General features: G+C 73.9%; 25 protein-coding genes. 4 read left to right on the top strand and 21 right to left on the bottom strand.

Annotated elements, in window-relative coordinates; all coding sequences use genetic code 11:
- Positions 1 to 46: 46 nt before the first annotated feature.
- From ACWGN5_RS13360 to ACWGN5_RS13330, 7 genes are read right to left on the bottom strand one after another with little or no spacing between them, the layout of a single operon-like run.
- Positions 47 to 1,282 carry an alpha/beta hydrolase gene (locus ACWGN5_RS13360; protein ID WP_453514280.1) on the bottom strand — a complete coding sequence of 412 codons (1,236 nt, stop codon included), beginning with the start codon at positions 1,280 to 1,282 and terminating at the stop codon, positions 47 to 49.
- Entirely contained in the window at positions 1,279 to 2,529 is a 1,251-nt protein-coding gene (locus ACWGN5_RS13355; RefSeq protein ID WP_453514277.1) for a hypothetical protein, read from the bottom strand. The genes ACWGN5_RS13360 and ACWGN5_RS13355 overlap by 4 nt, the downstream gene beginning before the upstream one ends.
- On the bottom strand, positions 2,514 to 4,808 hold the full coding sequence (locus ACWGN5_RS13350; protein WP_453514274.1) for an MMPL family transporter: 2,295 nt from the start codon (positions 4,806 to 4,808) through the stop codon (positions 2,514 to 2,516). The genes ACWGN5_RS13355 and ACWGN5_RS13350 overlap by 16 nt, the downstream gene beginning before the upstream one ends.
- Positions 4,809 to 4,811: 3 nt before the next feature.
- Positions 4,812 to 5,912 (bottom strand): NAD-dependent epimerase/dehydratase family protein, encoded by a 1,101-nt coding sequence (locus ACWGN5_RS13345; RefSeq protein ID WP_453514272.1) that lies wholly within the window; start codon positions 5,910 to 5,912, stop codon positions 4,812 to 4,814.
- The gene (locus tag ACWGN5_RS13340; protein WP_453514269.1) at positions 5,909 to 7,729 is read right to left on the bottom strand and encodes an FAD-dependent monooxygenase; all 1,821 of its coding nucleotides are present in this window, start codon (positions 7,727 to 7,729) and stop codon (positions 5,909 to 5,911) included. Before ACWGN5_RS13340 ends, ACWGN5_RS13345 begins: the two co-directional genes overlap by 4 nt.
- Complete coding sequence (locus ACWGN5_RS13335; protein WP_453514266.1) at positions 7,726 to 8,412, bottom strand: HAD family hydrolase; 687 nt, start codon at positions 8,410 to 8,412, stop codon at positions 7,726 to 7,728. The genes ACWGN5_RS13340 and ACWGN5_RS13335 overlap by 4 nt, the downstream gene beginning before the upstream one ends.
- The gene (locus ACWGN5_RS13330; protein WP_453514263.1) at positions 8,409 to 9,401 is read right to left on the bottom strand and encodes a ScbA/BarX family gamma-butyrolactone biosynthesis protein; all 993 of its coding nucleotides are present in this window, start codon (positions 9,399 to 9,401) and stop codon (positions 8,409 to 8,411) included. The genes ACWGN5_RS13335 and ACWGN5_RS13330 overlap by 4 nt, the downstream gene beginning before the upstream one ends.
- Positions 9,402 to 9,622: 221 nt before the next feature.
- Here ACWGN5_RS13330 and ACWGN5_RS13325 point away from each other — a divergent pair, with 221 nt between their 5' ends.
- Positions 9,623 to 10,558 carry an AfsR/SARP family transcriptional regulator gene (locus tag ACWGN5_RS13325; protein WP_453514260.1) on the top strand — a complete coding sequence of 312 codons (936 nt, stop codon included), beginning with the start codon at positions 9,623 to 9,625 and terminating at the stop codon, positions 10,556 to 10,558.
- Positions 10,559 to 10,601: 43 nt separating this feature from the next.
- Positions 10,602 to 11,021, top strand: a complete 420-nt coding sequence (locus ACWGN5_RS13320) for a DUF3151 domain-containing protein (RefSeq protein WP_453514259.1) — start codon at positions 10,602 to 10,604, stop codon at positions 11,019 to 11,021.
- Positions 11,022 to 11,036: 15 nt separating this feature from the next.
- On the opposite strand, the gene ACWGN5_RS13315 is transcribed toward ACWGN5_RS13320, so the two are convergent.
- The 10 genes from ACWGN5_RS13315 to ACWGN5_RS13270 form a co-directional block, all read right to left on the bottom strand.
- Positions 11,037 to 12,506 (bottom strand): MFS transporter, encoded by a 1,470-nt coding sequence (locus ACWGN5_RS13315; RefSeq protein ID WP_453514256.1) that lies wholly within the window; start codon positions 12,504 to 12,506, stop codon positions 11,037 to 11,039.
- Between the two features lie 121 nt (positions 12,507 to 12,627).
- The gene (locus ACWGN5_RS13310) at positions 12,628 to 13,788 is read right to left on the bottom strand and encodes a MalY/PatB family protein (RefSeq protein ID WP_453514253.1); all 1,161 of its coding nucleotides are present in this window, start codon (positions 13,786 to 13,788) and stop codon (positions 12,628 to 12,630) included.
- 64 nt (positions 13,789 to 13,852) lie between these two features.
- Entirely contained in the window at positions 13,853 to 14,875 is a 1,023-nt protein-coding gene (gene fbaA, locus ACWGN5_RS13305) for a class II fructose-bisphosphate aldolase (RefSeq protein WP_453514250.1), read from the bottom strand.
- Positions 14,876 to 15,097: 222 nt separating this feature from the next.
- Positions 15,098 to 15,646 (bottom strand): orotate phosphoribosyltransferase, encoded by a 549-nt coding sequence (pyrE, locus tag ACWGN5_RS13300; RefSeq protein WP_041129971.1) that lies wholly within the window; start codon positions 15,644 to 15,646, stop codon positions 15,098 to 15,100.
- A 10-nt stretch (positions 15,647 to 15,656) separates the two neighbouring features.
- Positions 15,657 to 16,442 carry an aldose epimerase family protein gene (locus ACWGN5_RS13295; protein ID WP_453514413.1) on the bottom strand — a complete coding sequence of 262 codons (786 nt, stop codon included), beginning with the start codon at positions 16,440 to 16,442 and terminating at the stop codon, positions 15,657 to 15,659.
- A 35-nt stretch (positions 16,443 to 16,477) separates the two neighbouring features.
- The gene (locus tag ACWGN5_RS13290; protein ID WP_453514247.1) at positions 16,478 to 17,278 is read right to left on the bottom strand and encodes an SRPBCC family protein; all 801 of its coding nucleotides are present in this window, start codon (positions 17,276 to 17,278) and stop codon (positions 16,478 to 16,480) included.
- Between the two features lie 97 nt (positions 17,279 to 17,375).
- Positions 17,376 to 19,085, bottom strand: a complete 1,710-nt coding sequence (locus ACWGN5_RS13285) for a polyamine aminopropyltransferase (RefSeq protein WP_453514244.1) — start codon at positions 19,083 to 19,085, stop codon at positions 17,376 to 17,378.
- Positions 19,086 to 19,160: 75 nt separating this feature from the next.
- Positions 19,161 to 19,679: a DUF2617 family protein gene (locus ACWGN5_RS13280; RefSeq protein ID WP_453514242.1), complete on the bottom strand. Its 519-nt coding sequence runs from the start codon at positions 19,677 to 19,679 to the stop codon at positions 19,161 to 19,163.
- Between the two features lie 217 nt (positions 19,680 to 19,896).
- A complete protein-coding gene (locus ACWGN5_RS13275) occupies positions 19,897 to 20,091 on the bottom strand; it encodes a hypothetical protein (protein ID WP_453514240.1) in 195 nt (64 codons plus the stop codon).
- 52 nt (positions 20,092 to 20,143) lie between these two features.
- On the bottom strand, positions 20,144 to 20,392 hold the full coding sequence (locus tag ACWGN5_RS13270) for a hypothetical protein (protein ID WP_453514238.1): 249 nt from the start codon (positions 20,390 to 20,392) through the stop codon (positions 20,144 to 20,146).
- Positions 20,393 to 20,555: 163 nt separating this feature from the next.
- Here ACWGN5_RS13270 and ACWGN5_RS13265 point away from each other — a divergent pair, with 163 nt between their 5' ends.
- Complete coding sequence (locus ACWGN5_RS13265) at positions 20,556 to 21,722, top strand: pyridoxal phosphate-dependent aminotransferase (RefSeq protein WP_453514236.1); 1,167 nt, start codon at positions 20,556 to 20,558, stop codon at positions 21,720 to 21,722.
- Here ACWGN5_RS13265 and ACWGN5_RS13260 read toward each other — a convergent pair.
- The 4 genes from ACWGN5_RS13260 to ACWGN5_RS13245 form a co-directional block, all read right to left on the bottom strand.
- Positions 21,709 to 22,947, bottom strand: coding sequence for an MAB_1171c family putative transporter (locus ACWGN5_RS13260; RefSeq protein ID WP_453514234.1), 1,239 nt, complete (start codon positions 22,945 to 22,947; stop codon positions 21,709 to 21,711). The genes ACWGN5_RS13265 and ACWGN5_RS13260 overlap by 14 nt on opposite strands.
- On the bottom strand, positions 22,944 to 23,303 hold the full coding sequence (locus tag ACWGN5_RS13255; RefSeq protein WP_453514232.1) for a hypothetical protein: 360 nt from the start codon (positions 23,301 to 23,303) through the stop codon (positions 22,944 to 22,946). Before ACWGN5_RS13255 ends, ACWGN5_RS13260 begins: the two co-directional genes overlap by 4 nt.
- Before the next feature lie 301 nt (positions 23,304 to 23,604).
- Entirely contained in the window at positions 23,605 to 24,075 is a 471-nt protein-coding gene (locus tag ACWGN5_RS13250) for a helix-turn-helix domain-containing protein (RefSeq protein WP_453514230.1), read from the bottom strand.
- A 154-nt stretch (positions 24,076 to 24,229) separates the two neighbouring features.
- Positions 24,230 to 24,760, bottom strand: a complete 531-nt coding sequence (locus ACWGN5_RS13245; protein ID WP_453514228.1) for a hypothetical protein — start codon at positions 24,758 to 24,760, stop codon at positions 24,230 to 24,232.
- A gap of 285 nt (positions 24,761 to 25,045) precedes the next feature.
- Here ACWGN5_RS13245 and ACWGN5_RS13240 point away from each other — a divergent pair, with 285 nt between their 5' ends.
- A complete protein-coding gene (locus ACWGN5_RS13240) occupies positions 25,046 to 26,236 on the top strand; it encodes a hypothetical protein (RefSeq protein ID WP_453514411.1) in 1,191 nt (396 codons plus the stop codon).
- Positions 26,237 to 26,241: the final 5 nt, after the last annotated feature.

The raw sequence follows: 26,241 nt of genomic DNA, 5'->3' as shown, positions 1-26,241 counted from the left end.
TCCCCTGGGGGAAGAGGACCCGGTCCCGGTCTGGGGGGCGGGGTCGTCAGCGGTGCCGGCGCAGCCAGCGGTCCACCCGGTCGTAGAGGAGGTCCGCGTCGCGGTCGACGGTCACGAAGTGCCCGGACCTCGGCAGCGTCAGCTCCTCCACGTCCTTGCTCGCGGTGAACAGCGACGGGTAGCGCTCGACGCCCTGGCGCAGGACGTCCTTGGCGCCGAAGGCCAGGAACACGGGCTGTTCGATCCGGCCGATCAGGGAGAGGTCGGTGAGGATGCCGGACGGCTCCGAGGCCATGACCCCGCAGGGGTTGCGCGGCCAGAGCGGGGTGACGGCCCGCACGACGGCGGGGTCCGCGTCGGGGCCGAGACCGCCGGCGAGGAAGTCCTCGCGGACCGGGTCGAAGTGGACGTACCCCTCGGGGTCCCCCGCCTTCGCCTTCCGCTCGCCGCCCTCCTGGCAGACCGCGTAGGCGGCGAGGAAGCGGCGGTTGGTCTCGCCGGTGACGCCGACGGCGGCCCAGCCGGTCAGGAGGAGCCCGTCGACGTCCCCGAAGGACGCGGCGACGGTCTCGGCGACCAGCGCGCCGCTGGAGTGCCCGGCGAGGAAGACCTTGCCGAAGCGGTACGCGCTCCGCCCGGTCCCAGTCGTGTACGTGCCGGCGCGGAGCTGTCCGACGATCTGGTGGGCGATGTCGGCGTGCGCCCCGCTGCACGAGGCGAAGCCGTCGGGGATGTCGCTGCTTCCGTAGCCGAGGCGGTCGATCGTGACGGAGGCATGGCCCCTGCGGGCCAGCTCCCGGACGTGATCGCGGCCCTGGACGCCCAGGCGCCAGATCCACTCGCCCGTGTTGGTGCCGTGGACGTACAGGGTGACGGGCGGCCTGCCGGTGCGTTCGAGGAGCGCGCGGGGGGCGGTGAGATGGCCCCGGACGGTGTACGTGCGGCCGTCGGTGGTGCACTGGCTCTTCGTCCGGTTGACGTTGCGGACGACGAAGGAGACCGGAAGGTCGACGAGGTCGGCGGCGGACGCGCCCGGGGCCGCCACGGATGCCTCCGCACCCCTGCCGGCCGCGGACGCCCCCGGGGCCGCCGTGACCCGCTGCCCGGCCGCCGGCACGGGACCCGTGCCCGTGCCGCCCGGCTCGGCGGCGGCCAGGCTCGCCAGGAGCTCGCAGGTCACCAGGGCGACCGCCCCGGCGAACACGGCTGCCCGGAGGGCCGCGGCCCGTAAGCCGCGGCGCCGGCGCGCGGGGTGCGCGGGAACGGTGGAGCCGGTGTTCACGGCGTGAGTCCCTTCTGTTCGAGCCAGTCGGCGAGGAAGTCGTGCGTCTGCCGCGCCCCGCGCTCCAGCGCGAGGAAGTGGCCGCTGCCACGGACGGTGAGGAGCGCGGTGTCGCGGGTCCCCGTGAACCGGGCCCGGTGCTCGGCGCCGCCCCGGACCCTGCGGTCCTCCGCACCGAGGACGAGGGCCACGGGCACGCGGACGCGGTCGAGCCGGCGGGTGTCGACCAGGACGCCCTCCAGCTGCGCGGCCTGCTCCCCGCAGGAGTGCCTGCTCTGCCGGGCGAGCGCCACGTCGAGGACCCGGGGGTCGGTGTCGGCGAAGTTGCCCTGCGCGAACTCGCGCGGTCCCGGGTCGAGATGGACGTAGCCCACCGGATCGCCGGGCTCGACGGCCGGGACCCCGCCCTGCATGCAGGAGGTGAGGGCGGCGAAGAACCGGGCGTCGTCCTCGTCGGTGAGACCGCTGTCGCTCCAGCCGCTCAGCACGAGTCCGTCCACGTCCTGGAAGGAGTACGCGGCGATCTGCGCGATCTGGGCGCCCCGGTCGTGCCCGGCGAGCACCACCTTCCCGAACCGGGGCGCGGCGGCCGGCCCCTCCGCGGTGGACGCGCCCTTCACGGTGGGGGCGCCCTTCACGGTGGGGGCGCCCTTCACGGTGGACGCGCCCTTCACGCTGGACCCGCCCTTCACCGTGTACGTGCCCGACCGCAGCCGGCCCACGATCTGGTGCGTCATGTCGGCGGCCCCGCCCAGGCAGAGCTGCCGGCCGTCGGGCCGGTCACTGGCCCCGTACCCGACACGGTCGAAGGTCAGCGAGATCTGGCCGCGCCGGGCCATCTCCTCGCTGTGGTGGTAGCCGGGCACGTCGACGCGCCAGTACCACTCGGCCGCCTCGAACCCGTGCTGGTAGACGGTGACCGGGAGCCCCCCGGGTGCCGGCCGGTCGAGCAGCCGGGCCGGGCCGGTGAGGTGGCCCCGGACCGTGTACGTGCGCCCGTCGGTGTTGCAGGCCAGGACGGACCGGTTCCGGTTCACCACCCGGAACTCGACCGGCAGGTCGACGATCCCCGCGGCCTCCATCCGTTCCGCCGTACGGGCGCGGGCCGCCCCGGCGTCGTACGGACGCCCGGTGACCGTCTCCGGCGTCCCGCCGCCGTCCCGGCCGAGCGCCCCGGCGACGGGCAGTCCGCCGAGCACCACGGCGACGGCGAGCCCCGCGGCCGCCCTCCTCAGACCTTCGCCCACGTCCGCGTCCCTTCTCGTTCCCGGGAGGCCCGGTCGGGACCCGTCCCCGTGTCCGCGCCGGCGCTCTCCTCGCGCAGCCCGAACCGCTCGTGCAGCCGCCGCAGTCCGGCCGGTGCCCACCAGGTGGCGCGGCCGCCGAGGGCCATCACCGAGGGCACCAGGAGGCACCGCACCACGGTCGCGTCCATGACGACCGCGAGGGCCACCCCCATCCCGAGCACCATCGTGTTCGTGATGCGGGACCAGCCGATGGCGACGAGCACCACGGAGAGGATCAGCGCGGCGGCGGTGACGATGCCGCCGGTCCGCCGCAGTCCCCGCTCCACCGCGGCCCGGTCGCCGGCGCCCCGGTCGTGCTCCTCCTTCATCCGGGCGAGCAGGAACACCCCGTAGTCCATGGAGAGTCCGAAGGCGAGGCAGAACATCAGGACGGGGACCGTGGTGTCGACGAAGCCCGTCGGGGTGAAGCCGAGGAGCCCGGACAGCCGGCCGTCCTGGAAGACCCAGACGACGGCGCCGAACATCGCCGTGAGGCTGAGGGCGTTGAGCACGACCGCCTGGAACGGGATCAGCACGCTGCCGGTCAGCAGGAAGACGAGCAGCAGCGTCGTCACCACGATGAGCGCGAGCGCCCAGCCGAGCCGTCCCGTGATGCTGTCCTGGGTGTCCACCAGGGCCGCCGCCTGTCCCGCGGGCCGCGCCTCCACCCCGGGGGCGGTACGGATCTCCCGCAGCTCCCGGACCAATCGCTGGCTGCGGGGCGAGACCGTCTCCACGCCGCGCACCGGGACGACCTGGACCCAGGCCACGTCGCCCGACTCGCGCAGGGCGTCGACGGGGGTGCGCGGCTCGGTCCTGCGGCCCCCGGCGAAGACGCCCGCCGGGGTGCGTACTTCGGCGACGTCCGTGAGCGCGGAGGCCTCCGTCGCGTACGCGGCGACGGCCCCTCCCGCCCCTCCGGCCGGAACTCCGGTGACCAGGACGTCGACGACGGCCGTCTCGCTGCCGTCGAACCGTTCCCGGATGATCTCCTGCACGGTGCGCGGCTCGGCCCCCGCGGGCAGCTGCCGGTCGTCGGCCATGCCGAACTCGGCCCGCAGGAAGGGCAGTCCGAGCAGGACGAGGAGGGCGAGCGAGCCGGCCGCGAAGACCGGCGCGCCCCGGCCGGTGACCGTCCGGGTGAGCCGGGACCAGGCCCGGCCGCCTTCCGGTGCCGTTCCGGCGCGGTCGCGGCGGAACAGCCTGCGCAGCGGGCGGACCGGGTCGAGGGCGTCCACGCGGTGGCCGAGGACCGACAGCAGCGCGGGGAGCACGACCAGGGCGGCGGCCGCCGCGATCAGCACCACCGACATGCCCGCGTAGGCGAAGGACCGCAGGAAGAACAGCGGGAAGAGCAGCAGGGCCGCGAGCGCCACGGAGATGGTGAGCGCGGAGAAGATGACGGTGCGCCCGGCGGTGCCCAGCATGATCCGGACGGCCTCCGGCACGGGCCGGCCGGCGGCCAGCTCGTCGCGGAAGCGCCGCAGCATCAGCAGGGCGTAGTCGATGGCGAGGCCGAGGCCGAGCGCGGTGGTCAGGCTCTGGGCGAAGACGGACACGTCGGTGTAGCCGGCGATCACCCACAGGACCATGGTGGTGCCGGTGATGGCGACGATGCCGACGGCGAGCGGCAGCAGCGCGGAGACCGCGCTGCGGAAGACGAGCACGAGGACGAGCAGGGTGATCGGCAGGGCGAGGAGTTCCGACCGGACGAGGTCCTCGGCGATGGTCGTCTCGACCGTGTTGAGGATCTCGCCGGTGCCGCCCGCCCGGACCGTGAGCCCGTCGTGCGGGCCCCGGTAGAGGCCGGCGAGCCGCTGCGTCGCCCGGCCCACCGCCGCCTCGTCGCCGTCGATGTGGGCGGCGACGAGGGCGTACCGGCCGTCGGTCGACTTCAGCGCGTCCGAGCCGCTCTGCCAGTACGACACGACGCCGCTGACCGCGGGCTCGTGGGCGAGCCGGTCGGCGAGCCGCAGCCCGGAGAGGGCCGCCTTCCGGTCGTTGACGCCGTCGGGGGCGTGCGCGAGCAGGACGAAGTTCGGGCTGCTCGCGGGGAAGTGGGCCTCCAGGACGTCGGCGGCGAGGGCGGACGGGGCCGAGGGGTTCTCGGTGCCCTGTCCGGCCCGGAGGCGGTCCGCGGCCCCGGAGCCGAGGACCGCCGAGAGCACGACGAACAGCAGGGCCGCGAGGAGCACGGCCCGCGGGCTCCTGGACACGGCGGCGGCGAGCGAACGCAGCACGGGTCACCGCCTCCCGGAAGGGGCGGCGGCGGCCGGGAGCTGCCCGTGGGCCCGGTGCCAGGCGGCCTGGTCGGCGAGGGTCCGCTCCAGGGGCCGGAAGACGACGCCGAGTTCCTGCCAGGCGCGCTCGGAGGAGAACCGGGCCCGGTCCCCCTCCGTGAGGGTCCGGATGCCGGTGCGGGTGGCGACCGGGGTGCCGCCGGTCAGCCGGGCCTTCGCCTCGGCGATCCCGGCCACGCCGTGGGCGACGGCGGCCGGGATCGGCCGGGGCACCGTGCCGGTGCCGGTGGCCCGCACGATCCCGCGGCAGATCTCGTCGAGGGAGTGCCAGGATCCGGCCACGACGTACCGTCGGCCGCTCTCGCCGCGCAGCGCGGCGGCGACCAGGGCGCCGGCCACGTCCCGGGCGTCGACCACGTGGTTGCCGACGCGGGGCAGGGCCCGGATCGTGCCGGAGGCCACCGCGAGGAACAGCCGTCCGGCGGAGGTGGGCGCCTGGTCGCCGGGGCCCCACATCCAGCCGGGGAGCACCATGGGGACCCGTACGCCGTCCGGCCCCTGCCGTTCGGTGAAGGCCCGTACGACGGCCTCGGCCCTGACCTTGCTCGCCCGGTAGGCGTGGGGCTGGTCGGGGGAGCCGTTGGGCGTGGACTCGTCGGCCGGGAGCCCCGGGTGGGCGTCCGGGTCGAGCGCCCCGGTGGAGCTGGTGTGGACGACGGTGGGGATCCCGGAGTCGGTCGCCGCGCGGAGCAGGTTCTCCACGGCGGTGACGTTGGTCCGCAGGAGCAGGTCCCGGTCCGCGTTCGGCTGGTAGTACTCGCGGAAGTAGGCGGCCAGGTGGAACACGGCGTCGGCGCCCGGGAGGGCGTGGGCGAAGCCGGGCACGTCGGTCACGTCGCCGCGGACGAGCCGCAGGGCGGGGTGCTCCGGCAGCACGCGCCGGGCCCGCTCCTCGTCGCGGACGACGGCACGGACCTCCGTGCCCCGGTCCAGGAGGGCCGTGACGACGGCGGTGCCGAGGAGCCCGGTCGGTCCGGTCACGACGGCGGTGCGGAGGGGCGCGTCCCCGGGGGAGCCCGGGGACGCGGGGTACGGCTCGGTCATGCGCCGTCACTCCCCTGCCGCGCGCCGGCGACGGGCCCGGACGGCGCGGACACGCCCCCGGACTCGGTGCCGGCGCCCTCGTCCGAGCGCGTACCCGTGTCCGTGCCCGTATGCGCGTCCGCGCCCGTGTCCGCGTCCGGCCGCACCGTCGGTACGTGCCGGAGCAGCTCCCGCCAGCGGTCGGCCGTGGCGAAGGCCGCGGTCACGCCGTCCGGGCGGACGTAAAGGACCAGGGGCGCGTCCGGTGCCCAGCGGGTGAACAGCGGCTCGCTTTCCACGGCCACGGCGTACCGGACGCCGGGTTCCGTACCGCCCGCAGCACCGGCCCCGTCCCTGTCCCCGTCCCGCCCCGCGAGCAGCAGGACGTCGATCTGCGCGGCGAGCGGCGACTGCCGTACGGACCGGAGCAGGCGTTCCGCGGTCTCGGCGGCCGCTCCCCCGGGCGCGCCGGAGGTGACGACGAGCAGGGCGTGCCGGCCGGCGGCGAGGAAGCCGTGGGCGGTCCGGTCGCGGGTGCCCGCGAGGGGCTCCCACACGGTGTCGGGCAGCCGCCGGCCGGCCTGCGGCCGGGGCCCCGGGGCGGGCCGGGCGCCGGGTGCGGCGTCCAGGCGCCCCGGCACCGCCGGACTGCCCGTCAGGTCGGGGGCGATCTGGGCCAGTTCGGGGACGAGCTTGCGGTCCAGGGCGCCGCTGCGGGTCGCCAGGGTCAGGACCCGGTCCCGCACGGTCCGGCGCAGACCGGACCGCAGCATCCACAGCTTGGTCTGCCGGTCGGAGTTCTTCAGCGCCCGCAGGGCGGCGGGCCGCCGCTCGGTCTCGTAACTGTCGAGGAGTACGGGGTCGGCGCCCCGGGCGACCGCGGCGAGCTTCCAGCCGAGGTCGAAGCCGTCCTGCACCCCGGTGTTGAGGCCCTGCCCGCCGGCCGGGCTGTGGCAGTGCGCGGCGTCGCCGGCGAGGAACACGCCGCCGCTGCGGAAGCTCGCGGCGACCTTGGTGTGCACGCGGAAGGTGGATCTCCACCAGGTGCGTTCCAGGGACCAGCCGTCGGGGCCGCGTTCGTCGAGGTGGCGCTGGAGTTCCCGCTCGGTGGGCGGCCGGGTCTCGCCGGCCGGTTCCCGGTCGAAGAAGACCCGGTGTCCGCCGCCGGGCAGCGGCACCACCACGAGCACCCCGTGCGGGGTGAGGTGGTACTGCACCTCGTCCTCGGGCAGCCGGCCGGCGTACTCGCCGTCGCCGAGGAGGAAGTCCCGGGCGTAGGCGCCTCCTTCGAAGGGGATGCCGACCGCCTCCCGTACCCGGCTGTGCGCGCCGTCGGCGGCGATCAGCCAGCGGGGGGCGGCCTCCTCCGTGCGGTCGTCCCGGCGTCCGGCCAGGTCGACCTCGGCGGCGGCGCCGCCCGCCGGGGCGGTGCGGACGCCGGTGACCTCGGTGTTCCAGTCGACCTGGCCGCCGAGTTCGAGCAGCCGCTCGTAGAGGACGCTCTCCGTGACGGACTGCGGGACGCACAGCGGTGCGGGGAACGCGGTCCCTTCGAGGGCGCCGAAGCGGACCGCGCCGACCCGTCGGCCGCGGGACCAGTAGCTCGCGCCGGCCAGCGCGAGGCTCCGGTCCCGCAGCTGCCCGGCGACCCCGATGCGGCGCAGGATCTCCAGGGCGCCGCTCCACAGGATGAGGGCCTTGGGTTCGGACGCGGGCCCGCCGCGCCGGTCCACGACGCGGCACTCCACACCGTGCCGGAGGAGGGTGCAGGCGGTGGCGAGGCCGGTCGGTCCGGCCCCGACGACGAGGATGTCGTCCGCCTTCGCTGTTCTGCTCATGGCGCGCTCGTCCTCGTCCGGTGGGCACCGCGCTCGTCGAGCAGGGCGTCGACCGCCCGCAGCGTGGCGCCGGTGGTGGTGAAGCGGATCGCGGTCATTCCCAGGTCCTCGGCCGCCGTGCAGTTCTCCGCCAGGTCGTCGACGAAGAGGCACTCCTCCGCGGGTACGGGGAGCCGGTCGAGGAGCCGCCGGTAGATCTCGGGATCGGGCTTGCGGACGCCCTCGGCGGAGGAGTCCACGACGGTGTGGAAGATCTCGTCGAGGGGGAGGCCCGCGCGCCAGCGGGGGCCCCACTCCTTCACGTTGTTGGTGAGGAGGGCGATGAGGTAGCCCTCCTCGTGGAGCTCCCCGAGGCGGCCGACGAGCGTCTCGTTGACGAGCCGGGCACGGAACCACAGCTCTCCGAAGGGCACCCCGCCGAGCAGTTCGAGGCCGGGCGAGCCGGGCACCTCGCGCAGCACGCGGAGGACCATCTCCTCCTCGGTGCACCGGCCGGTCTCCAGGTCGGCCATGGGCGAGCGCCCGTCGGCCCCGGTCGCCGCGGCGAACGCGGCCTGGAGCTGCTCCAGGGGGATGCCGACGACGTCGGCGAACGCGGCGAACGTCTCGTGGAGGGGATTGGTGAGGACGCCGCCGTAGTCGAGGACGACGGCCCGAATCCGGGGGCCGGCACCGCCGCTCACTGGGCCACCTCCAGCTTGAGGGAGGCGATGGTCCGGTCGCGCTGCTCGAAGTCGACGACGACCGGGACGACGAGCGTCCCGAGGGTCTCGTCGTGCCGCAGCTGCTCGACGCGGGCGACGGCCCGGGTCTGCAGGTCGAGCTCGGCGAACTCCCGGAAGTCGACGTCCACGCTGACGACCCCGAGCCCGTCGGGCGCGATGCCGTGCAGGTGGGCGACGGCGCCGGTGGCCAGCTGGCGGGCCGCCTCCAGGAGCAGATTGCCCGGGACGTGGTCGAGCCGGTGGTCGAAGAGGTGAGGGTGGCTCTGGTCGGCCACCACCATCGACGCCATCGCGCTGTCCCCCGCGGACAGCGGCTGCGTGATCACCACGTTGTACGGATTGCGGCGCCCGACCGTCGAGGGCTCCGCCCGGACGTACTCCGGCACGAGGCTGCTGACGCCCTCGATGCCGGCCCGCTGCCGGGTGCGGAGCGCCTGGTAGACCGGCTTGGAGAAGAAGGCGAGGCCGCCGTCGATGCTGATGGCCCGCTGTCCGTCGATGGCGAGCGAACCGGTGAAGTCGAGGGCCTGCACCCGGCCGTTGCGCTTGCGCTGCGGCATGCAGGTGAGGGTGACGACCGCCTCGGCGGGCCGGTCGCCGGTACGGATCGCCGCGAGGTCCGTCAGCCGGGTCCGCAGGCCGCGGAAGATGAAGGACTCCTCCAGCGGCACGTCCTCGTAGCGGTGGGCTATGTAGACGCCGGACTGTCTGATGACCTCCAGGAGGAGCAGGAAGTCGTGGGCGCCGGCGGTCTCGCCGATGATGTGGGCGCGGGGCAGCTGCGCCGCTATGTCGAAGGTCTCCTCCTTCCCGGGTGTGGGTCGCGAGTCGGTGAGGAAGACCTCGGCCACGGCGGCGCGGTGAACCATGGCACGCGGAACCGTGGCGTCGTAACGCAGCGCGGGTCGCGCGGGAGTCGATGCTGCTGTATCGGCTGTTCTGGTCATGGTGTCTCCCTGAACGGGTACCGGACCTGCGGAACCCTGCACGAGGGCACTGGAAGACCCGCTGGAAGAACCCGTGAAGGAAGAAGGAAGGGGCAGGGGCGCCGCCCGCCCCGCGGCCCCGCTCTCGGAATCAGAGGTTCCTCCCCGCGTCAAGGGGCGCGCAGGCAATCGTTCACAAAAACTCCACGGGGCAACCGCCCGGTAACGCTTAGCGTCGAACCATGTCCAGCGTTCTCTTACGCCACACCGGACCGGACCGGAACGACGGAGGGCCCCGCCTCCACCTGACTCTTTTCGGCCCCCTCCAGGGCCTCGTCGACGGCACCCCGCTCGAACTGGGGCCGCCGAAGCAACAGGCCCTCCTTGCCGTCCTCCTGCTCCGGCCCGGACTCACCTCCGGCCCCGAACTGCTCACCGGCGCGCTGTGGGGGGACGACCCGCCCACCTACGCCAAGAACCTGCTCCAGAAGTACGTCTCCGGTCTCCGCGCCGCGTTCACCGCCTTCCCCGCCGCCGACACGGGGGAGACGGGGCGCGCCCCCGCCGACATGCCCCGCATCCTCTGGACCTCCGGCGGCTACCGGCTGCTGACCGGCGACGCCTTCGTCGACCTCCAGGAGTACGAGCGGCTCGCCGCCGCCGGAACGGCCTCCGCGCTCACGGGCAACCTCCACGAGGCCGCCCGCTACCTCGACGACGCCCGCATCCTGGTCACCGGCCCCCTGGCCGAGGGCATCGAGGCCCCGGCCCTGGCCCGGGAACGGGTCTACCGGGACGAGCGGTTCCTCGCCGACATGGAGCTGCGCACCGAGATCGAGCTCGACCTCGGCCGGCACCGCAACGCCATCCCGTACCTCTACTTCCTGCTCCACCGCCACCCGCTCAGCGAGCGGCTCGTCTGGCTGCTCATGCTCGCCCTGTTCCGCGCCGAGCGGGGCGCGGAGGCGCTCCGGCTCCACCGGGACTACCGCCACCGCACCACCACGGAACTCGGCACCGAGCCGGGCCGTGCCCTGCAGGAGCTCCAGCGGCGCGTGCTCGACCAGGACCCCTGTCTGATGACCCTGCGGACGCTCTCCCCGTCCGGCCCCGCCCAGCGCACCACCAAGTCCAGGAGCCGCGGCGGGGCGCCCACCGAATCCGAATGCCGCAGCTGAATCGGCCCCTCGGCCGCCGGTTCCCTGATGGCAGACTGCAGGCATGGACATTCACCAGAACCTGCTGAGCGGGCCGAACCCGACCTACCTGCCGGAGAACGAGGAGGCGAACCGCCTGCTCGTCGAGGAGTCGAAGGCGCCCGTCGAGGTCGTCGCCGCCCACCCCACCTTCTCCCTGGCCTGGGCGCTGCTCGCCGACGAGGCCTGGGAGGGGGGCCGCGTGGTCGAGTCGTACGCCTACGCCCGCACCGGCTACCACCGGGGCCTCGACGCGCTGCGCCGCGCGGGCTGGAAGGGCCACGGCCCGATCCCCTGGGAGCACGAGGCCAACCGCGGTTTCCTGCGCTGCCTGGCCGCGCTCGCCCGCGCCGCCGAGGCGATCGGTGAGCAGGACGAGGCGGAGCGCTGCGGGCAGTTCCTGAAGGACAGCAGCGCCGAGGCGTACGCCGAGCTCACGCGGTAACAGCGGCCGAACCGGTCAGGGAGCCGCGTCCCGCCGCCCCGGGTCGAGCGGCGGGGACTGCACCCCGCAGTGGACCTTGCACTCCGGGTGGCAGTCCGCCGCCGCGGCGGGCGTCCGCATCGTCGTCCAGGCGAGGACCGCGCCCACCACGAGGATCCCCGCGCACATCGGCATCGCCCGCCGGAACGTCTCCCCGAACTCCTCCGCCGAGCGGTACGCCTCCGGGCCCATCCCGGCGAGCAGCGGCAGCGCGGCCACCGCGATCAGCCCGGCGGCGCGGGCGGCCGCGTTGTTGATGCCGCTCGCGAGGCCCGCCCGGGACACGTCCACCGAGGCGAGGACGGTCGCCGTCAGCGGGGCGACCAGGGTCGTCATGCCGAGCCCGAGGACGAGCATCGCCGGCAGCACGTCGGTCACGTACGAGGCGTCCTCCCCGACCCGCAGCATCAGCAGCATCCCGGCGGCGCACAGCAGCGGCCCCACCGTGAGCGGGATCCGCGGCCCGATCTTCTCCCCCAGCTCCCCGGACTTCGCGGAGAGCAGCAGCATCAGCACGGTCGTCGGCAGCAGCGCCACACCCGCGCCGAGCGCCGAGTAGCCGGCGACCACCTGGAGCTGGAGGGCGGCCAGGAAGAAGAAACCGCCGAACGCCGCGTACACGCAGAGGGTCACCAGGTTGACCGCGGTGAACAGGCGCGAGCGGAAGATCGACGGCGGCACCATCGCCCGCTCCCCGCGCCGCCGCTCCACCCCCACGAACCCCGCGCCGGCCACGATCCCGGCCGCCCCGGCCCACCAGGCCGCGCCGATCAGCGCGTACGTGACGAGCGCGAGCGCCACCGCGCCCAGGACCGCGCCGAGCACGTCGAAGCGGCCGTGCGCGGTCTCGTCCCGCGACTCCGGGACGTGCCGCAGGGCGACCGGTACGCAGAGCGCGGCGAGCGGCACGTTCAGCAGGAACACCCACCGCCAGCCGGGACCGTCCACCAGCCAGCCGCCCACGAACGGGCCGATCGCCGCGCCCACACCGCCGAAGCCCGACCAGAGACCGACCGCCCGCGCCCGGTCGTCCGGGTGGAAGCTCGCCTGGATCAGCGCGAGGGAGCCGGGCGTCAGCAGCGCCCCGCCGACGCCCTGGAGGGCACGGGCCGCGATCAGCACCCCGGCGTTCGGGGCGAGCCCGCACAGCAGGGAGGCGAGGGCGAACCAGACCACGCCGACGACGAAGACCTTCCGCCGCCCGAACCGGTCGCCGAGGGAGCCGCCGAGCAGGATCAGCCCGGCGAGGGTGAGCATGTAGGCGTTGACGGTCCACTGGAGGACGGCGAGGTCGGCGCCCAGGTCCTCGCCGATGTGCGGCAGGGCGACATTGACGACGGTCGAGTCGAGCAGTGCCATCCCGGAGCCGAGGACGGTGGTGAACACGATCCACCGGCCGCTCCCCGAGGCCATCCGCACGTCGCGCACGCCCGTAGCCGCACCCATGTCTGCATGGTCCCAAGAAGCGGAGGCCCCCGCGCGCCGGGATCAGGCCGGACGCAGCCGGTCGACCACGCCCCCGCTCAGTCCGTACGCAGCCGGTTCGCCGCCGCCCGGACGCGGGACCTCAGGCCGTACGCAGCCGGTTCGCCGCGCGGATCAACGCGCCCACGCCCCGCTCGGCCTTGCTCCGCGGGCAGCCGACGTTCAGCCGGACGAAGCCGGGCGTGCCGTACACCCCGCCCGGCATGATCGCGACCTTCTCCACCTCCACCAGCTCCTCCTGGAGCCGGGTCTCCTCGATCCCGAGCGGCCGCAGGTCGATCCAGGCCAGATAGCCGGCCTGCGGGGGCGCCCAGTCGACCTCGGGCAGCCCGTCCGCGAGGCGCTCCCGGACCAGGCCCATCGTGCCCGCGACGTATCCGCGCAGCTCGTCCAGCCAGGGAGCGCCCTGCCGGTACGCCGCGATGTGCGCGGTCAGGGAGAGCACGGCGGGTGAGGCGAGGCCCTCGCCGGTCTCCATGCGCCGCACGAAGGCCGCGCGCTCGTCGGGGTCGCCGACCATGCCGTACGAACCGGAGAGCGCCGGGAAGTTGAAGGCCTTGGTGCCGGAGGTGACCAGGGCCCAGCGGCTCCCCCGGCCCGGTTCGGCGATCCGGGTCCAGGGGATGTGCCGGTGGCCGTCGGTCGTCAGGTCGGCGTGGATCTCGTCGCTGACGACGGCCGCGCCGTGCCGCTCGGCCAGCGCGGCGAAGCCCTTGAGCTCCTCCTCCGTCCACACCCGGCCGGTCGGGTTGTGCGGGGAGCAGAGCAGCAGCATCCGGCTGTCCGGGCGGGCGAGCTCCCGCTCCAGGGCCTCCGGGTCGTCGAGCGGGACGCCCCGCAGCTCGCGTCCGAGCCCGGTGACGGCCTTGCGGAAGCCGTCGTACGTGGGGGTGTGGACGACCACGCCGTCGCCGGGTTCCGTCCACATCTGGAGGAGCTGCGAGAGCTGGGAGAGCACCGAGGGCGCGTACACCAGCGTCTCCGGGTCGATCCCGGTGCCGTACCGGCTCGCGTACCAGTGGCGGATCGCCTCCCGGAACTCGCCGAGCCGCCAGTCCGTGTAGCCGAAGACCCCGTGGTCGACGCGCTCGCGCAGGGCCGCGAGGACCTCCGGCGGGGAGGCGAAGTCCATGTCGGAGATGGTGAAGGGCAGCAGGTCGGCGACGCCGAAGCGGTCCGCGATGCCGTCCCACTGCACGGACCAGGTCCCGTGCCGGTCTATCTCACGGTCGAAGTCGTACATCAGCCCTCCAGGGACGCACGAGGGCCCGGCACCTCGGGAGGTACCGGGCCCGTCGTGCACGGACTTACTTCAGCTTCGTGCCGGCCGAGCGCAGCGCGACACAGGCCTCGCCGACGCGCTGGGCCATGCCGGCCTCGGCCAGCTTGCCCCAGGTGCGCGGGTCGTAGGTGGACTTCTTGCCGACCTCGCCGTCGACCTTCAGGACACCGTCGTAGTTGCGGAACATGTGGTCCACGACCGGGCGGGTGAAGGCGTACTGGGTGTCGGTGTCGAGGTTCATCTTCACGACGCCGTTCTCCAGGGCCGTGGCGATCTCCTCGGCCGTCGAGCCCGAGCCGCCGTGGAAGACGAAGTCGAACGGGTCGGCCTTGCCGAACTTGGCGGCGACACCGGCCTGGAGGTCCTTGAGGAGCTCCGGGCGGAGCACGACGTTGCCCGGCTTGTAGACGCCGTGCACGTTGCCGAAGGACGCGGCGAGCAGGTAGCGGCCCTTCTCGCCCAGGCCGAGGGCCTCGGCGGTGCGGATGGCGTCCTCGACGGTGGTGTACAGCTCGTCGTTGATCTCGTGGCTGACACCGTCCTCCTCGCCGCCGGTCGGGGTGATCTCGACCTCAAGGATGATCTTGGCGGCGGCGGCCTTCGCGAGCAGCTCCTGGCCGATGGCCAGGTTGTCGGCGAGGGTCTCGGCGGAGCCGTCCCACATGTGCGACTGGAACAGCGGGTTCAGGCCCTTGGCGACGCGCTCGGCGGAGACGTCGAGCAGCGGACGGACGTAGCCGTCCAGCTTGTCCTTCGGGCAGTGGTCGGTGTGGAGGGCGACCGTGATGTCGTACTTCGCGGCGACGATGTGCGCGAACTCGGCCAGGGCAACGGCGCCCGTGACCATGTCCTTGTTGTGCTGACCGCCCAGGAACTCGGCACCGCCGGTCGAGATCTGGATGATGCCGTCGCTCTCGGCCTCCGCGAAGCCGCGCAGCGCAGCGTGCAGGGTCTGGGACGAGGTCACGTTGATGGCCGGGTAGGCGAACTTGCCAGCCTTCGCCCGGTCGAGCATCTCGGCGTAGACCTCGGGGGTTGCGATGGGCATTCGTCCGCTCCTTGTGATGTGCGGGGTGTGTGCGTTGCTGTCCCTGACCTAGGGGCGACGTCATCGTCGCGGCCCATCTTTCCAGACTCTTGTGCGGGCTCCCACGGGCGCGGCATGACGAAGGGCGGGGTGTTTCACGTGAAACACCCCGCCCTTCGATAAAAGTGCAGGTCAGGACCGTTCTGGCGGGGGTCCGGGACCTAAGTCACGACTTCGCGGCGGTTACGCCAGGCCGAGCTCGTCCAGCGCGTACGCGTAGAGGTACGGAACGCCCGCCGTGCCGCTGATCTTCTCGCCGGCTCCGGTGGCCCGGTCCACGATCGTGGCGACGGCGACGACCTCGGCGCCGGCCGCTCGCGCCGCCTCGACGGCGGTCAGCGGCGAGCCGCCGGTGGTGGAGGTGTCCTCGACGATCAGGACGCGACGGCCCTTGATGTCCGGGCCCTCGACCTGGCGCTGCATCCCGTGGGCCTTGGCGGCCTTGCGGACGACGAAGGCGTCGAGCCGCTCGCCCCGCGCGGCGGCGGCGTGCAGCATCGACGTCGCGACCGGGTCGGCGCCCAGCGTCAGGCCGCCGACCGCGTCGAAGTCGAGGTCCTTGGTCAGTTCGAGCATGACCTGGCCGACCAGCGGCGAAGCCGCACCGTCCAGCGTGATCCGGCGCAGGTCCACGTAGTAGTCGGCTTCCAGACCCGAGGAGAGGGTCACCTTGCCGTGCACCACGGCCTTGTCCTTGATCTGCTGGAGCAGCTCAGCGCGTACGTCAGTCATGCCCCTGAGCTTAAAGCCGCCGCCAGCTCCAGGTGCTCTCGACCTCCAGGGGGTCGATCGGGGTGACCAGGCGCGGATGCGTGTTGAGGCCGTTCGGCGGGCCGGACTGCGGCTCGACGCAGACCGCCTCGGCGGGCTCGTCGTAGATCACGACCCACTCGGCGCGGCTCGCGACCCGGATCTCCAGCTCCTCCGGCCAGACGAGGGTGACGTCGACGCCGTCGGGCATGCCGAAGCAGTCGTCCCAGGGGCCGGGGAGGGGGTCGATGCGGTGGCCGGTGGGGAGGTGGTTCTCCCCGCGCTGCTCCTGCCAGGCGGGCGTGAAGTCGATCCGTACGTCCTGACCGCCCTGCCCGAGGTTGCGCAGGAACCAGGGGTGCCAGCCGGCCTGCGCCGGGAAGGAGTCGTCGTAGGTCTCGACGCCGAAGCGGAGGGTGAGGGAGTCCTCGGACAGCTCGAAGACCTGGGTGACCCGGCCCTGGTACGGCCAGGGGTCGCCGAGCTCACAGGTGAAGACGGCCTCGGTCGCGGAGCTCCGGGCGGTCTTCCAGGCGAGGTCGCGGACGGTGCCGTGGATGGCGTGCGGGGCGGCGTTGACCGGGAGCTGGTGCGTGGTGGCGCCGTTGCGGAAGCGGCCGTTCTCGGTCCGCCCGCACCAGGGCACCATCGGGAAGCTTCCGTAGCGCTCGCCCTGGCGCAGGACCTCGGTGCCGGCGATGCGCAGGCTCTCGATCCGGCAGCCGTGGTCGGGGTTGATGGTCAACTCGGCGTCGCCCGCCGTCAGTCGCGTCTGCATGCTCACGCCGTGACCCTAGCTCTGATCGGAGCGTTTCAGCGGCGGCGGCGCAGGGCCCGGCCGACGACGACGGCCGAGGCGAGGGCGAGGGCGGCGGCCGGGGCGATCCAGCGGAGGGTGGCGCCGGCGCTCGTCGCCTCGGGGGCGGGGACGGGGGCGTAGCGGCCGCGCGGCGGGGCGTGGTCGACCTCCTCGGCGCTCCGCCCGATCATGGTCCGGCGGGCGTGGGCGGCCTCGGCGGCGGGCTGCGGGGCGGGGAACTCGATCGGGGTGTCGGCGAAGTCCTCGTCGAGCAGCGGGTCGAGGGGGGACGGCGGCACGACCGCGTCGAAGGCGACGCCCCGGGCGGGCTCCTCCACCCCGTCGTCGACCCCGTCGTCGTCGGTGGCCTCTTCGAGGGCCTCGGGCTCCTCGGCGAGCGCGGCGACCGCCTCCACGAACCTGTCGAGGAGCCTGACGCCGGCCGTGGCGCGTGCCTCGTCCGTGGCGTCGGCGAGCCGGCCGACCGCGGTGAGGGCGCCGGTGAAGCTCAGGCTGGTCCCCTCGGCCACCGGGGTGAGGACGACGGTGAGGGACAGCTCGGCCGAGCCCTTGCCCCGGGCCTCGGTGCCCTCGCCCTCGTAGGTGATGGCACCGTCCCGCTCGACGACCCGCAGGGCGCCCCGGTAGGTGATGGTGTTGCCGCCGACCCGCACCTTCAGCCGGCCCGTGAGGGGGCCCGCCTCCGCGTCGGCGTCCCGCTGGAGACCGGGCACGCAGCGCACCACGCGGGCCGGGTCCGTGAGCGTCGCGCGCAGGGCCTCGGCCGGGACGGGAACGAACACCTCATGCTCCATGGAAGCCGAGCCTACTCAGGGCGGGGCGCGGCGTCGCCTGTTTGCGCCCGGCAGACGGGTCCCGGCGGACGTCCCGGCAGCCGTCCCGGCAGCCGGGTCAGGCTCCGTACCGGGGGTGCACCAGGGTCGAGGGCGGCGGTTCGGCGCCCCGGGTCCGTTCGGCGCGGCGCGCCGCGCTCTCCAGGGTCCCGGCGCCGAGCGAGCGCAGCCGGGGCGCGTCGGCGGCGAGGCGGAGCGCGGGCGGCCGCCCGCCCCGTACGGCCAGGAGGAAGCCCCAGTCCCCCGGCCCCCGCTCCGTACCGCTGGTGCGGTCGGCGCGGTCGGGTCCCGCGGCGAAGCCGGGGGTGCGGCCGCTCGCGCTGTACGGCCGGGTCGCGAAGCCGGCGGCGCGCAGGGTGGCGTCGACGGTCCAGTAGGTGCGGGGCCGGTCGGTGACCGATCCTGCGTGCACGGCGAACCGTCCGGAGGCGGTGAGCACCGGGGCCACCAGGCCGTAGAACTCCTCCGAGTAGAGCTTGGTGCTGGGGGTGATCCCGGGGTCGGGCAGATCGGAGATCACCACGTCGTACCGTTCCTGCAGACGATCGGCGGCGCCCCGCAGCCAGCGGAACGCGTCCGCGTAGACCACGCGGACGCGGGGGTCGCGGAAGGCCTGGGCGTTGAGGGCGGCGAGCGCCGGGTCCGTACGGGCGAGGCGGACGACTCCCGGATCGAGCTCGACGACGGTGACGGAGCGGACCCCGGCGTAGCGCAGGACCTCGCGGGCGGCCATGCCGTCGCCGCCGCCGACGATCAGTACGCGCCTGTGGCTGCCGTTCATCGCGGGGTGGACGAGCGCCTCGTGGTAGCGGTACTCGTCCCGGCCGGCCACCCGGAGGCGTCCGTCGAGGAACAGGTCGGGCAGCTCCGCGCGGCCCCCGGTCACCACGACCTCCTGGAGGTCGGTGTGGACGGCGACCCGCACCCGGTCCCCGTAGACGGCCCGGCGCGCGGCCTGTTCGAAGTCGTCGACGAGGACGGTCGCGGTGGCGAGGACGGCGAGGACGCCCACGTTCACGGCCACGAGCAGCGCACGGGACCGACGGGTCAGGTCGCGGCGGAACACCCACAGCACGAGGCCGCCGCCCGCGACGGCGTTGACCGCGCCGGTGACGAGCGCGCCGGTGAGCTGGCCGAGCCAGGGCAGCAGCAGGAAGGGGAAGGCGAGGCCGCCGACGAGCGCGCCGACATAGTCGGCGGCGAAGAGGTCGGCGACCGTCCCCGCGGCGTCGTCCCGCTCCCCGGGCGGGGCCTGCCGGCCGGCCCGCCCGGAGCCGGCGGCGTGCGCCGCCCGATCGGCCCCCGCCGCCCGTCCCCGCTGTATCAGCGACATCAGGAGCGGGATCTCGGCGCCGATGAGCACGCCGATCGCCAGCGAGAACGCCACGAGCACGTACCGCGATTCGCCGAGCCAGGCGAAGGACGCGTACAGCACCATCGCCGAGCAGCCGCCGATCAGCGCGAGCCCGGCCTCGACCAGGCCGAAGCCGGCGGCGGCCCGGCAGCGCAGCCGCTTGGCGAGGAGCGAGCCCACCCCCATCGCGAAGACCATCACGGAGAGCACGACGGACGCCTGGGTGACGGAGTCGCCGATCAAGTAGGAGGCGAGGGCGACCAGTTCCAGCTCGTAGACCAGGCCGCAGGCGGCGCAGACGAAGACGACCGCGAGGACCGGGAACCGCACCGCCTCGCGCGGCGGCCGCACGGACCGCCGCGCGGGCGGCCGGCGCACCCGCTTGGGCGGCATGGTCACGGTCGGCTCGATCATGTCCGTAACGCTACGTCACGACTGTCACACCCCTTGTCACCCACACGAGTGCACATGGGGTGTCGGGAGGGCGCATCAGAGCGTTGCGGGCATACGTGCGGCGATGCGGGTCCTGGTCACCACCAACTGCCCCTCCTGCGGGTAGGCGTGCCAGGTGCGCCACCGCACCTGGCCCTCGTGACGCTGCGCCAGCATCGCGGTGAAGGCGTGCGGGGAGCCGGGGAAGGTCCCCGCGAGCCCGTTGGGATGGTCGGCGACGAGCGCGAGCAGCTCCTGCGCACGGCCCGCGAAGCAGCCGTGCGAGAGCGTCTCGACGCGCGCCGCGAATTCGTACTCCCATTCGCCGACGCGCTTGGAGACGCCGAGCGGGAGCGGGGTGCTGCTGCCGGGCATGCAGGCCACGGTCTCCGAGCAGTGGCGCCCCTCCTCCTCCAGGAGAACCTGGTGGGAGGCGCCGAGCAGCCTCAACTGGAGCTTGGCTCCGGAGAGTTCGAGATCGAGCACGGCGAGCGCGGGCAGCGGCTCGCGCCCGAGGGCCCAGGCCAGATCGGCCGCGCGCGTATCGGTGTAGGAGGTCTTCAAGGTGGTGAGCATGGGTCGGCTCCGCAAACACGGTTTGACGGGTGGGCCGGGGGCGCCCCGGAGAAGGGTTCTACGGGAGTGGGGAATCGCCGGCTCGGGTCCACACACGGTCCGAGGGCTGTCTCTGTCAGGAGCGAGAGAACCACGTGCGTCGGGCGACTCGCAGCGTTTTTACCCAACTTGCCGTGTTTTCCAACCCCTTCGGGGACCCAACAGTTCACTTGTTCACTCAGCTGCCGCCGCCGCAGCCACCACCGCCACAGCCGGACCCGCAGGAGCTGCTGCCGCCGCAGCCGCCACCACCGCCGTCGGCCCAGCCGCCGCCCTTGCGCCCACCGCGCCGCTTGCGGCCCCCCGACTTCTTGCCGCCGGAGAACAGTCCGATGACCACCAGCGCGAAGACGATGAAGATCACGATTTCCATCTGTACTACCCCCGTTCTTCTGTGCGAGGGGGATGCCCGCCCCGGCACCCCGTCAAAGCGGACTTGAGCGAGTCCAGAGCTTCAGCTGCACGAGGAGCTGGAGCACGAGGACGACGAGCAGGACGAGCTCGAACACGAGGAGCTGGAGCAGGAGAACGACGAGGACGAGGAGCAGGAGGAGGCGGACGAGGAGGAAGAGGAAGAGGTCGACGAGGACGAGGAACCGGCCCACCAGCTGTCGCCGCCGCGCCCCCCGCGCTTCGTCCCGCTCGTCCCCTTCATCCCGCTCGCGACGAGCCACACCCCGAACGCGATCACGGCCGCGACCCCGAGGAAGAAGAATGCGATGTCCATGCCAGGGCGATCCCCGCTCCGGTCACCCGTCAAAGCGCACTTGAGCAAGTCCAGAGCTTGCACCCGAGGCGGGCTTGGCCCGGGGGCGGCTTGGCCCCAGGATGGCCGTCATGACACGACCGCTGCTCAATCGCCGCCTCGCCGAGTTCGGGACGACGATCTTCGCCGAGATGTCCGCGCTCGCCGCCAGGACCGGGTCGATCAACCTCGGTCAGGGCTTCCCCGACACCGACGGCCCCGAGGAGATCCGGGAGGCGGCGGTCCGCGCGCTGCGGGACGGCCTCGGCAACCAGTACCCGCCCGGCCCCGGCATCCCCGAGCTGCGGACGGCGATCGCCGACCACCAGCGGGAGCGGTACGGCCTGGCGTACGACCCCGACACCGAGGTCCTCGTCACGGCGGGCGCCACCGAGGCGATCGCGGCGGCCCTGCTCGCCCTGGTCGAGCCCGGCGACGAGGTCATCGCCCTGGAGCCGTACTACGACTCGTACGCCGCCTGCATCGCGATGGCCGGCGGCACCCGCGTCCCCGTCACCCTCCGCCCCCACGAGGGCACCTACGTCCTCGACCTCGACGAGCTGAAGGCCGCCGTCACCGACCGGACCCGGCTGATCCTCCTCAACACCCCGCACAACCCCACCGGCACGGTCCTCACCCGCGCCGAACTGACCGCCGTCGCCGAACTCGCGATCGAGCGGGACCTGCTCGTCGTCACCGACGAGGTGTACGAGCACCTGGTCTTCGACGACGCCGAGCACCTGCCGATCGCCAGCCTCCCGGGCATGCGGGAGCGCACGGTCACCATCGGCTCGGCCGGCAAGACGTTCTCCTTCACCGGCTGGAAGGTCGGCTGGCTCACCGCGAGCCCCGGCCTGACCTCCGCCGTCCGCTCGGCCAAGCAGTTCCTCACGTACGTCTCCTCGGGCCCCTTCCAGTACGCGATCGCCGAGGCCCTGCGCCTCCCGGCCGCCTACTTCGACACCCTCCGGGCCGAGCTGCGCGCCAAGCGGGACCTGCTGAGCGAAGGCCTCGCCCAGGCCGGCTTCGAGGTCTACCGCCCGGCCGGCACCTACTTCGTCACCACCGACATCCGCCCCCTCGGCGCCACCGACGGCTTCGCCTTCTGCCGCTCCCTCCCGGAGCGCGCCGGCGTCGTCGCCATCCCCAACGCCGTCTTCTACGACCACCGCGAGGCCGGCGCCCCCTTCGTCCGCTTCGCCTTCTGCAAGCGGACCGAGGTCCTGGAGGAGGCCGTCTCGCGGCTCAAGCGGCTCTGAGCGGATCGTGCCGGAGCGCCCCGGCGACGCCGATCACCAGGGGGCTCGTGTAGTACCGGGCCACCAGCTCGAACCGGGCACACTGCGCCTCCCCCTCGTTCGGGCCCTCAAGGTCCTGCGGGTCCCCCGGGTGGTGTCCGCCCCCGCCCGGCGCGGGCACCGCCGGCACGGGCGGGGCGTCGGGGCCGGCGCGCCGGCGGGCGACGGCGCGCCGCAGGCAGGCGGCGTCCACCGCCGCCTCGAGCCGGTCGCCCGTCAGCCCGGCGGCGGACAGCCGACGGCGTGCCTCGGCCCTGGCGGCCTCACCGCAGTCGGGGGCGAGGACCAGCATCCCGTCGCTGATCTCGATGACCCGCCGGTAGAGGAGCACGTCGGGCATGCTCGACAGCTCGTCCGGCAGCCGGAGGACGACCTCCGGGACCGCTTCCCCGATCGCCTCCCACAGCGGGCGGATCCGGCGCAGCAGGCGGCGGATCCGCCAGGCACGGTCGAGGTCGGCCAGCCCCGGCCAGGCGATCCCGGTCACGGTCAGGAGCAGTGTGAGGGCAAGCAGGGCCTGCGTGGTCGCGACCACGACGTCCTCGCGCAGCGGCCAGAAGTCCCGTACGCCGAGGACCAGGAAGACCGCCCGGTGCGCCACGTAGACGAGGCCCGAGACGGTGGCCACGCCCAGGAGGTGGAGCGAGGTCCGCAGCGGGCCGCGCGGTGCCTCGTTCCGGTACCGGTGGCACAGCCGTCCCGACTCGGCCATCCCCCAGCACACGTAGAGCAGATAGACGCTCCAGTAGGCGTAGACCGACGCGGTGGGCGTCTGTGTCAGCAGATGGGCCTCGGCGTCCGGGTGCGGGCTCAGGAAGAACGCGACGGACAGGGCCACCGCCGCCACGGGAAGGGGGAGCGCCCGCAGCAGGCCGCCGCGGGGCTTCGCGGCCGTCCCCGCTGCCGTCCCCTGGGTGAGGCGCCGGGTGAACGCGATCAGACAGGTGAGGGCGGCGAGGGACAGCAGATGGGTCAGGAGGGTGGTGACGCCCACCGCGCCGGTCGCCGTCTCCAGGGCTCTGCGGATGCCGGGCACGCCGAGCGTGACGGAGAGCGTGATCAGCGCGATCATGCCGCTGAGCGGCCAGGCCCGGCGATCCCCGGTGAGCGCCCGCCGCGCGAAGTACACGGTCACGATCCACAGGGGGCCGAGCAGGACCGCGTCGAAGGGACGGATCACGGTCATGCGCGCGTCCCGGACCCGAGGATGCGCGCCATCTCGGACAGCGCGGTGCCGTACGCGTCGGCGGCCGGTCCTGTGGTGCGGTTGTGGATCATCGTGGCGAGGAGCTCCGCCTCGCGCTCCTGCACCTGGGAGTAGTCGGTCCGGCCCCGGGCGAGCAGCCGGCGGACCATGGCGGGGTCGAGGCCGGGGAAGAGCCGCTCGACGCCCAGGGACGCCGTGTCGTCGGCCGTGCTCCCGTGCCCGAGGAGCAGGTGGGCGAGCTCGTGGAGGATGATGTGCTTCTGGTGGAGCGCGTTCGTGGACGACTCGTAGAAGATGTGGTCCGCGTCCCCGAGGCTCACCAACAGGCCGCACACACCGCCGGATCCACCCGCGCCCGGGGGCAGCGGAGAGAGCGTCAGGCCTCGGCCGCGCTGCTCGGAGATGGTCCGGCACAGTTCTTCGACGGTCTGCGGCCGGTCTGTCCGAAGGCCGTTCAGGATCCGACGACATCGCCTGCTGAATTCCGACCATGCGTCATGACGCATCGCGCAACCTCCCCCTGACCACGGCGAGGTGCGGCCGCGGGGGCGCCCCCCGCACCCGTGCGCAGTATAGGTGTGGGGGGTGTCCGGCCGGAGGAAGATCAGTCAGCGGGGAGGTCCGGCTGACAGGAGGTCAGCCGGTGTGCGGATCCGGTTCGTCGGCTTCCGCCTTGGCCGTGCGCGCCGCGCGGGCGGCCTGCTCGACCAGGCTCCGTACGAGGTCGAGTCCCTGTGCGGAGGAGGTGGCCACGGCCGCCGCCCGCATCGCCACGGCGCGGACGTCGTTACGGCGCATCGCGCCCAGCAGAGCCAGTTGCGCGACCGTCTGCTCGGCCACGTCGTCGTCGATGAAGTAGGCGACGGGAACGCCGAAGAACTGGGCGATGGCCCGCAGGGTCCCGATGGTCGGGTTGCTCGCCTTGCCGTTCATGAGCATCGAGAGCCGGCCCACGCTCAGGGAGATCCCGTCGGAGTCGTCGGCGTTCTTGATGCCGTCCACGACCTCCTGCAGCGTGTGACGCCGGCCCAGCGGCTGGACGTTCTCGAAGAGGTACTCCAGACGCGCGGCGAGAAGCCGGGCCTCCTGGCCTTCCGTGCCGTCCACTGTCGTCCGTCCTCCCGCGCATGGCCCCGTGTTGTCGGGGAAGTATGGCGCAGTGCGGAGCGCGAGGCGACGGTGCGGCCCGGGGCAGGGGCGGAGCCGGGCACCAACCCCGCCCCGCCCCGCCCCCGGTCGAAAGTCGGACCGATCAGACGGATCAGACGGCGAGTGCGATGGCCTCCATCGCGCGGGCCTGGCCGGTGGTGCCGACCTGGATGTACCAGCTCGACACGCCGCCCTGCCAGCCCACACCGGCCACGTGGGCGTTGCCCCAGACCTCGCCGGTGCCGATCTGGATCTCCACGGCCTCGATCGGGAGGTTCCGGCCCGTGGTGCCGATGGCGACGGCGGTGCCGTCCGCGGCGCAGGACCAGGACTGCCAGCCGACGTTGCGCACGTGGGCGCGGGCACACAGGCCACCCGTGCCACCCGTGGCGATCGTGAGCGCTTCGAGGTTGCGGGCCTGACCGGTCGTGCCGGCCACGGAGCCGTCGCAGACGGCCCCCTGCCAGCCCACGCCCTGGACGTGGGCGGAGTAGCAGATGGCGCGTGCCGCGGTGCTGTTCTCCGCGGCCGCCGCGACGTCCGGTCCCTGCGTCGTCGCCGCGCCGGCGGGCGCCGCGCCGGCCAGAGAGCCGCCGATCGCGAGGGTGGCGGTGGCGAGAGCGGTAGCGATGGACTTACGCATAAAGTGAATCCCCCTGGATGCGTTGGGCGGCGATGCGCCGCCCCCTTAAGCCGTTTGGACGTGATCAGCCTGCTGCCCGGGAGTCCCACGGTCAATCTAAATTGAAAATGTGGCGCGAAATCAATCCCGTCACTCCTGTCACGGCGACACGCCCGCCCCCCGCGCCCGGCCGCCACTTTCCACCCGGGCGGGCCTCCGCCGCGCGCGTCTCCGCAGCGCCGGGCCGATGGTCGGGTAGACCGATGAACCGTGCCCTGACCGGATTCGCGCGCACGGAGGTACACCCTGTCCGCCGAGACCCTCGACCGCCCGGCGGCCCCGGCCGCGGTCCGCGGCGGCCCCCGCGACCGCAGGCCCCCCCGGAGCGCACTGCGCCGGGCGGCCCCCGCGCTCGGGCTCTTCGCCGCCGCCCGGCTCACCGGTCTGCTCGTCCTCACCCTGTGGGCCCGGCACTCCGGCCGCTCGCCCCGGGCGCTCCTCGCGACCTCCTGGGACTCCGAGTGGTACGCCGGGATCGCCGCCCACGGCTACGGGCGCGTCCTCCACGGCGCCCACGGGATGGTCCTGAACGACCTGGCCTTCTTCCCGCTCTACCCGGCGCTCGTCCGGGCCGTCACCACCGTGCTGCCGGTCACCGGGGGCACCGCCGGGCTGCTGCTGTCCTGGCTCGCCGCCGGGGCCGCCGCCTGGGGCGTCTACCTGGTCGGGGAGCGGCTGCGCGGGCGCGGGACCGCCACCGTGCTCGTCCTGCTGTGGGGCCTGCTGCCGCACTCGGTCGTGCTGACCATGGCGTACACGGAGCCGGTGATGACCGCGTTCGCCGCCTGGGCGCTGTACGCGCTGCTCACCCGGCGCTGGCTGTGGGCGGCCGCCCTCGCGAGCCTCGCCGGGCTCACCCGGCCGAACGGGGTCGCGGTCGCCGCCGCCGTCCTGGCCGCCGTCGGCTGCGAGCTGTGGCGGACCCGGGGCCGGCCCGGGCCGCGCGTGGCGGCGGCCGGCCTGCTCGCGCCGGCGGGCTGGCTCTCGTACGTCCTGTGGGTCGGCGTCCGCCGCGGCGATCCGCTCGGCGGCTACTTCGCCGTGCAGAAGGGCTGGACGTCCCGCTTCGACTTCGGGAAGGGCGCGCTCGTCTTCGTACGGGACATGCTGGGCGGCCCGACCCAGTTCGGGTTCGCGATGGCGCTGCTCATCACCGGCGCCGGGGTGCTGCTCTTCGCGCTCCTCGTGTGCGGGGAGCGGCTGCCGCTGCCCGTCCTCGCCTACACGGCGGTGCTCGTCGTCATCGCCGTCGGCGGCTCGGGCTTCTTCGAGTCCAAACCGCGCTTCCTGCTGCCGGCCTTCCCGCTGCTGCTCCCGCTCGCGGCGGCACTGACGAAAGCCCGGCCGAGAGCCGCGATCCTGGTGGTCGCGGCCCTGGCCGGGCTCTCGTGCTGCTACGGGGCGTACGCCCTGACGCTCGCCCGCATGGCGATCTGAGCGGC

The organism is Streptomyces sp. NPDC055815, from assembly GCF_053616475.1.
Note: the sequence above shows the minus strand (reverse complement) of the source record. Positions and strands in the feature narration are given on the sequence as shown.